The organism is uncultured Succinivibrio sp., from assembly GCF_902756765.1.
GTDB lineage: Bacteria > Pseudomonadota > Gammaproteobacteria > Enterobacterales > Succinivibrionaceae > Succinivibrio.
In genome coordinates this window covers 25,762-33,952 of the sequence record NZ_CACVSS010000017.1, presented here as the reverse complement: position 1 = coordinate 33,952, position 8,191 = coordinate 25,762, and the positions used below count along the sequence as shown (strand labels likewise).

The following is an 8,191-nucleotide window of genomic DNA, read 5'->3' as shown; positions in this document are numbered from 1 at the left end:
GAACCACCTGTTCCCATTCCGAACACAGAAGTGAAATGCAGTAACGCCGATGGTAGTGCAACGTACGTTTGTGTGAGAGTAGGTCACTGCCAGGCATCCTATAACGTGGAGCGGTAGTTCAGCCGGTTAGAATGCCTGCCTGTCACGCAGGAGGTCGCGGGTTCGATTCCCGTCCGTTCCGCCACTTTTTTACATAAACCCAGTCCTTTGTGACTGGGTTTTGTGTTTCTATATACCTTAAAACTATTGTTTACAGTAATCAGAAGAGAACCATTTTTGGTGTATTTTATTAATTTCACCTGTCTGAATTAAGTGTTCTAGTCCTTTGTTTATCTGTTCAAACAGATCTGGTCTATGTATACTCATTGCTATTTTATAAGTGTGATTATAGGCGTCATCACTATAGATAGGCTTTATCTCAAGCTTATTTAGGTTATGTTTTGTACGGTAATATTCATTGCTTGATTTCGTATCTATTATTACATCGCATTCGTTTTCATAAAGAGCGTCAATCGCCAGATTTGAGCCGTTATATATCTTTAAGATTGTATTTATATAATGAGTTCTAACGAAGTTTAGAATAAAAGGTTTGTTTGGTATACATAGAATTGAATCTTTCTCAAATTCTCCTTCTTCGTTAAGTTTTATATCTTTATGCTTTATTTTCATCATTGTTAGATAATTGAAGAAATAAGGCTTGGAGTAAATAATATTTCTACTCTGATTCTCTGGAGTGTTACTATCCATAGGTGCCAAAACAACATCTACAAGACGGTTATTCAGATTGTTTTCTAAACCTGTAAAGGCAATGATTTTGAATTCAATTTTGTAATCCAGCTTTTTTGCTATAGCTTTTATTATATCTACATCATAACCGCTCAGATCTCCAAAACTGTTTGTTATACTGAAAGGTGCACTGAATCCGTCCACTCCTACACGTATTACTTTCTGTCTGGCGATAATAACCGACACAGCAGAAATCATGATTAAGATTAAAATCATTGTAAAGCAGAGCACAAGTGTTCTTTTTAGCACTTATAACATACCTCAATATATTCATATCATTTCTCAATGATAGATTAGAGTTCTGTGTTTGTTTTAAGAATGTATATTTTTTGTGACTAAAGCTTAGTGAGATTTGATAATTATGAGATGAGGTTTGAGATTATAATAAGAAAAGAAAAAAAACAGGCATGATGCCTGTTTCTTTAATTGATACTGAACTTACTCTTCTTTAAGAGATTCAAGAATATTGTATCCGAACCAGTGTTTACTTACTTTCTCGAAAACTCCATTACTCTCGATCTCCTTTAAGCCCTTGTTAATTTCTTTAAGAAGCTTGGTGTTACCTTTCTGTACAGCAATACCATAGTATTCTTTGTTAATATGCTGAGTAATTTCAACAGAAGTGAATTTACCGGAAACATCTCTTGCCAGGAAGAAATCATTTACTGGCTTATCATGAACTGCAGCTACACAGCTGTCATTACCTAATTCAATATAAGTCTCTGGTGGAGCATTGAATATCTTTAAGTGTGACTTTGGCAGGTACTTCTGAGCAAAGTTAGTTCCGGTTGCTGCTAGCTGAGTGCACAGAGTTTGTCCGTTGAGCTTTTCATAAGAGTCGTATTTATTTAGATTCTTCTTATTGATAACATAACTCATACCGCAGAGATAATATGGATCAGAGAAATCTACCTTTTTGGCTCTTTCATCTGTAATGGTGAAACCTGAAATAATCAGGTCGATGTTGCCAACCATTAGGGATGGAATCAGGCCGTCAAACTGCATTACATTGATTTTGACATCATAACCTAAGTGTTCACCAAGCTCTTTTATCAGGTCAATATCAAATCCTGTGATATTACCTTCATCATTTATATAAGTGAAAGGTGCAAATGCACCCTCACAACCGACATTTAATACTTTTTTCTGAGTAGCTGATTCAGGGGCTGCAACACTTGAAAAGGACATAACTCCAATACAAGCTGCAAAAACGATTTTCTTAAGAGCATTGATCATAGAATAAACCTCCTTAGGCTTGTCTCATTTTAGCATAATTTTACTTTTTTGCTGTGTGATAAAGAATTGTTTAAGAATGGTGCAGAAATTTGCACCAGATCACAGTTTTTGACGTTAGTTGAAATATAACTTATTAAGTTATGGTGGAGTTATCTTCATATTTTGAAAAAATTTTGTTCTTTTACTAAGTTTGCTCCTTATCATAATCATAACTTGAAAAGTGAATATATTTATAGTTTAAACATATTCTGATTGAGCTACGAAGAATTCACCTTGTTGGATCATCTTATTTTACAAAAAATATATAACCGCAAAATTGGCGTATTAAAGCCATTTAACCAATATCTAATATTCTGAAATTGTTGATTAGATCTCATTTATTTCGTATAATGTGGAAATTTTGAAATAGTGTTATTTTGCGCGATCTGTTCATGTTTTACGGACGAGTCTTCTGAGATTAGTCCATAAATAAAGGCCGTTAAGCTTTTATATAATGGAGAGATCTGCCATTTTTCTAGTCTATGCCTATAGATAAAGAGGCTAATATAATTTTATGTCAATGCGTTCAATTTACTGTGGTAATGTAAATCTTAGCGCCAAAGATACTCAGGTTACACTATGTGGCTGGGTTAACCGTAGACGCGATTTAGGTGGTTTAATTTTTATTGATCTTCGTGACCGTACCGGTATTGTTCAGGTGGTATTTGAGCCTGATAATCAGCAGTTACATGAAGTTGCTTCAACTTTAAGAAATGAGTTCTGTATCTGCGTGAAGGGTACTGTAAAAGCACGTCCTGCTGATCAGATCAATTCAAAGATGGCAACAGGTGAAATCGAAGTTTACGCCAGTGAACTTAAGATCTTCAACAAGGCAGCTCCACTTCCTCTTGACTTCAATCAGGAAAATACTGAAGAGCAGCGTTTACGTTACAGATACTTAGACCTACGCCGTCCACAGATGGTTAATATGTTAACCACCCGTGCAAAGATTACCCATTTTGTACGTCAGTTTATGGATTCACATGGTTTCTTAGATATCGAAACCCCAATGCTGACTAAAGCTACTCCTGAAGGTGCTCGTGATTATCTGGTTCCTTCACGTGTTCACCATGGTAAGTTCTATGCTTTACCTCAGTCACCACAGCTATTCAAGCAGTTGCTGATGATTGCGGGTTACGACAGATACTATCAGATTGTAAAGTGCTTCAGAGACGAAGATCTTCGTGCTGACAGACAGCCTGAGTTCACTCAGATCGATGTTGAGACCTCTTTCATGACTTCTCAGGACGTAAGAGACATCATGGAGGAAATGATTGTTTCTCTGTTCAAGAACATGAAGAATGTTGATTTAGGCAAGCTTCCTGTAATGACCTGGGAAGATGCAATGGATCGATTCGGCTCTGACAAGCCTGATTTAAGAATCGACTTTGAATTAAAGCTGGTTGATGAAGCTGTTAAGAATTCAGAGTTCAAGGTTTTATCAGAGGCTGCATGTGATGATAAGTCACGTGTTATCGCTTTCGCTCTGCCAGGCGGCGCAGCACTGACCCGTCGTCAGATTGATGACTATACTGATTATGTCAAGAAGATGGGCGGTTCAGGTCTTCTGTACATCAAGGTTAATGAGATTGCTAAAGGCGCAGAAGGCTTGAAAGCTTCCTTCGGCAAGCACGTAACAGAGAAAGAGTTAACTGATTTAGTAGCTTTATCAGGTGCTAAAGACGGCGATATGGTATTTATCGGCTGTGGTCCAAGAGTTAAGACTGCAACAGCCATGGGTGCACTGCGTCTTAAGACTGCAAAGGATGCAAATCTTGTTGCTGACGGTTATAAGGCATTATGGGTTGTTGACTTCCCAATGTTCGAGATGACCGAAGAAGCTGGTTTAACTGCTATGCACCACCCATTTACTGCTCCTAAGGATGTAACTCCAGAGCAGCTGATTGCTGACCCTATGTCAGTTTATGCTGATGCATATGACCTTGTAATCAACGGTTATGAGTCAGGAGGTGGTTCTGTTCGTATCTATGATCAGAATATGCAGAACGCTGTGTTTACTGTTTTAGGTATTTCTAAGGAAGAGGCTCGCGAGAAGTTTGGCTTCCTGTTAGACGCTCTATCATTCGGTGCTCCTCCACACGCTGGTCTTGCATTTGGTCTGGATCGTGTAACTATGCTTATCGCAGGCACCGACAATATTCGTGATGTAATTGCGTTCCCTAAGACAACAGCAGCTGCATGTTTAATGACAGATGCACCTAATTTTGCAAACAGCGATGCTTTAAATGAGCTTGCTATTGCTGTAACCGATATCGAAAAATAACGCTAGGCGTGAAGTAGGAGAAAAAAATGTCAGGACATTCCAAGTGGGCCAATATTCGTTTCCGTAAGGCAGCACAGGATGCTAAGCGTGGAAAAATCTTTACAAAACTGATTCGTGAAATCACAACTGCTGCTCGTATGGGTGGCGGTGATGAATCAAGCAACCCTCGTTTACGTTCTGCAGTTGTTGCTGCATTAGCTCAGAACATGACTCGTGATACCATCAAGCGTGCAATCGAGCGTGGTGTTGGCGGTGGTGATGGTGTTGATTTAGAGAACATCACCTACGAAGGTTACGGTGTTGGCGGTGCTGCTGTTATGGTTGAATGCATGACTGATAACCACAACCGTACTGCATCTGACGTAAGACACGCCTTTACCAAGTTTGGTGGTAATCTGGGTACTTCAGGTTCTGTTGGCTACCTGTTCACCAAGAAAGGTGTTATCAGTTTCGCTGAAGACGAAGATGGAAAGATGCCTATTGATGAAGAAAAGGCAATGGAAATCGGTCTAGAGGCTGGTGCTGATGACATTGTAACCAACGATGATGGTTCAATCGATGTTTATACTGCTCCAGAGTCTTTCGCTGATGTTGTTGAGGCATTTGAAGCTGCATCAATTAAGCCTACAAATGCTGAAATTTCTATGGTTCCATCAACTGAAGCTCAGTTAGACGCTGAAACTGCAGTTAAGTTCATGCGAATGATTGACGCAATGGAAGATCTTGATGATGTCCAGAACGTTTATCACAACGCATCACTACCTGATGACCTTGAGCTAGAATAAAAAAAATTGCGAAAATCTTTTTGCTTTTTGTGATTTTCTAGCCTATAAATATTAAGTCGGGATGGGCAAGGGTAACCTTACCCATTTCGTGTCATATGACTACAGCTCCCAGGACTACTAAGATAAATGGATAATAATTCTGCAAGTACTGAGTTCAAGCAACTTATCGCTAAGGGTAAAGAACAAGGTTACTTAACAATTGATGAAATCAATGATTTAATTCCACCTGATATTATTAGTGGCGATCAGCTTTCAGTTTTCATTCAGACCTTTGTTGATATGGGTATCACTGTATGTGAAACTCCTCCAGAGGCAGACGATATTCTTCTGAATGGCAATTCCCAGACTGACTCTGAAGATGTCGAAATTGTAGCAAATCAGCTGGACAGTTCTGTTGATATTGGCAGAACAACTGATCCGGTTCGCATGTATATGCGTGAAATGGGTAACGTTTCTCTGTTAACCCGCAAAGACGAAATCGAGATCTCAAAGAGAATTGAGAAAGGTACTAATGAAGTTCAGGTTTGTCTTGTAGAGTATCCTCAGGCAATGGAAGAACTGTTTGCACGTTACGAGCAGACAATGGATCCTTTATCTGAAATCAAGATTGGCGACATTATCAACGGTTTTGCTGATGGTGCACCTTCTCAGGATGACACTGAAGTTCTTGAAGATATTGATGAGAACGCTGAAGCAGAGCTGGATAAGGAGCTTGAAGCTCTTGACGAGGCTGATGGTGATATCGATTTAGGTGATGCACCTTCAAAGAAGAGCGCTAAGAAATCCAAGAAGAAGGCTCAGATTTCTGATGATTCAGATGAAGATGATGATCTGGATGATGCTGACGATGGTGCAGATTCTCCAAATGATTCTGGTCCTGATCCAGAAGAAACCCGCAAGAGATTTACTGAACTTAGAGTGCAGTTTGACAAGGTAACTGCAGCTCGTCAGAAGTCTATGACCGACAAGAAGTATCAGAAGGAACTTGATAAGCTGATTGAAATCTTCCAGTGCTTCAAGATTGTTCCTTCTCAGCTTGAGTCATTACTTCGCAAGATGCATGACACTATGGATAGTGTTAAGCGTCAGGACAGAAGAATCAGAGAAATTGCTGTTGGCCGTTGTGGAATGAAAATTGACGAGCTCAAGAAGTTCTATAACGAAAATGAGAATGTTGCCGACATGGGCTGGTTCGAGAAAGCCTGCAAGGTTAAGAAACCTTCACACGCCAAGTTTAAAGAATATGAGGCTGATGTTCAGAAGTGTGTAAATGTTCTTCGTGAGATCGAAGAAAACTCTGGCATTTCTATTGCTCGTCTGCGTGATCTTGCAAGACGTGTTATGAAGGGCGATGCTCTGGCTAAGAAAGCTAAGAAAGACATGGTTGAAGCTAACCTTCGTCTGGTTATTTCTATTGCCAAGAAGTATACAAACCGTGGTTTACAGTTCCTGGATCTGATTCAGGAAGGTAACATCGGTCTGATGAAGGCTGTGGATAAGTTTGAGTACCGTCGTGGTTACAAGTTCTCCACTTATGCTACCTGGTGGATTAGACAGGCAATTACAAGATCAATTGCTGATCAGGCTCGTACCATCCGTATTCCTGTTCACATGATTGAGACCATTAACAAGCTGAACCGTATTTCCAGACAGATGCTTCAGGAGAAGGGCAGAGAACCAACTCCAGAAGAGCTTTCTGTAAAGATGGGCTTACCTGAGGAGAAGATCCGTAAGGTAATGAAGATTGCTAAGGAGCCTATTTCTTTAGAGACTCCTGTTGGTGATGATGACGATTCACATTTAGGCGATTTCATTGAGGATAGCTCAATTGTTGTACCAGCTGAAGCTGCTACATCAGAGAGCCTGAAGAATGCTATTAACGGTGTTCTTGACGAAATGCCTCCACGTGAAGCTCAGGTTCTGCGTATGCGTTTTGGTATCGGTATGCCATCTGATCATACTCTTGAAGAAGTTGGTCGACAGTTTGGTGTTACCCGTGAGCGTATTCGTCAGATTGAGGCTAAAGCCTTAAGAAAGCTGCGTCATCCTTGCAGATCTCAAGGCCTTCGCGGTTTCCTAGATTAATCTTTTCAATCCCCGGTTCTCCGGGGATTATTGTCTCTGGACGTTTCGTTTAAAACTGAGGTATCTGTTTTGCACGATATCTGGAATCCTTGGCACGGTTGTATAAAAATCTCTGAAGGCTGTAGAAACTGTTATATGTTTTTTCAGGATAGTATTCGAGACAGAAACGGTGCCGATATCTATCGGACTAAGTCTTTCTATTATCCTCTTGAGAAAAATAAGAACGGTGCATATAAGGTTCAGTCTGGAGAGATGCTTCGAGTCTGTATGACTTCTGATTTCTTTTTGGAGGAAGCCGATCTCTGGAGAGATGAAGCATGGAAAATCATTCGTCAGCGTTCAGATGTTAAATTCTTTCTTTTAACCAAAAGACCTCAGCGAGTAATGTCGCATTTACCAGCAGACTGGCATGATGGATATGAGAATGTTTTCTTTAATGTTTCTGCCGAGAATCAGCGACGTGCAGATGAGAGAATTCCTATTCTTCTGGATTTACCGTTTAAACATAAAGGTGTGATGTGTGCTCCTTTTATTGGGCCGGTCTCTCTGGATAAGTATTTAGCTTCAGGCCAGCTTGAGCAGGTAATCTGTGATGGAGAGAATTACGCTGGAGCCCGCGAATGTCATTATGAATGGGTAAAAAAACTATCTGATGAATGTTGTAGATATAACGTTACTTTTATTTTCTGTGGTACAGGCAATTATTTTGTAAAGGATGGTCGCAGATACCATATAGAAGGCAGTGCAGTTCAGAGTACTCAGGCTTTTAAATCTGGTCTTACCTATATAGGTAAGGATATCAGATTTAAGCTTGTAGATGCTTTAGGATTGCAGATTTACGATTCAGATCTTTATAAGCCTTTTTTTCGAGTCAAATGCGATAAATGCGGTATGCGTGCTGTCTGCAATGGCTGTTCAAATTGCGGTAAGTGTGAGTAATTTGTTTTTTTCTTCTTCTTATTCTTCGATCTAATTA

The 8,191-nt window shown here is 39.8% G+C and carries 6 protein-coding genes, 1 tRNA gene and 1 rRNA gene; 6 read left to right on the top strand and 2 right to left on the bottom strand.

Annotation, left to right across the window (positions count from 1 at the left end; genetic code table 11):
- Together rrf and QZU45_RS04025 are read left to right on the top strand one after the other, a co-directional pair.
- Positions 1-95, top strand: a 5S ribosomal RNA gene (rrf, locus tag QZU45_RS04030); the annotation flags it as partial.
- 12 nt (positions 96-107) lie between these two features.
- Positions 108-184: transfer RNA gene (locus QZU45_RS04025), tRNA-Asp, on the top strand.
- Positions 185-243: 59 nt separating this feature from the next.
- Here the strand turns inward: QZU45_RS04025 and QZU45_RS04020 are convergent.
- Complete coding sequence (locus QZU45_RS04020) at positions 244-1,035, bottom strand: ABC transporter substrate-binding protein (RefSeq protein WP_295351907.1); 792 nt, start codon at positions 1,033-1,035, stop codon at positions 244-246.
- 189 nt (positions 1,036-1,224) lie between these two features.
- Positions 1,225-2,022, bottom strand: a complete 798-nt coding sequence (locus QZU45_RS04015; RefSeq protein ID WP_295001118.1) for a basic amino acid ABC transporter substrate-binding protein — start codon at positions 2,020-2,022, stop codon at positions 1,225-1,227.
- A gap of 559 nt (positions 2,023-2,581) precedes the next feature.
- On the opposite strand from QZU45_RS04015, the gene aspS reads away from it, so the two are divergent.
- The 4 genes from aspS (at position 2,582) to QZU45_RS03995 (ending at position 8,154) form a co-directional block, all read left to right on the top strand.
- Positions 2,582-4,345 (top strand): aspartate--tRNA ligase, encoded by a 1,764-nt coding sequence (gene aspS / locus QZU45_RS04010; protein ID WP_295351909.1) that lies wholly within the window; start codon positions 2,582-2,584, stop codon positions 4,343-4,345.
- A 26-nt stretch (positions 4,346-4,371) separates the two neighbouring features.
- Positions 4,372-5,130, top strand: a complete 759-nt coding sequence (locus tag QZU45_RS04005; protein WP_074841720.1) for a YebC/PmpR family DNA-binding transcriptional regulator — start codon at positions 4,372-4,374, stop codon at positions 5,128-5,130.
- Between the two features lie 126 nt (positions 5,131-5,256).
- Positions 5,257-7,215, top strand: coding sequence for an RNA polymerase sigma factor RpoD (rpoD, locus tag QZU45_RS04000; protein ID WP_295351904.1), 1,959 nt, complete (start codon positions 5,257-5,259; stop codon positions 7,213-7,215).
- Between the two features lie 30 nt (positions 7,216-7,245).
- The gene (locus QZU45_RS03995; RefSeq protein WP_295351901.1) at positions 7,246-8,154 is read left to right on the top strand and encodes a DUF5131 family protein; all 909 of its coding nucleotides are present in this window, start codon (positions 7,246-7,248) and stop codon (positions 8,152-8,154) included.
- Positions 8,155-8,191: the final 37 nt, after the last annotated feature.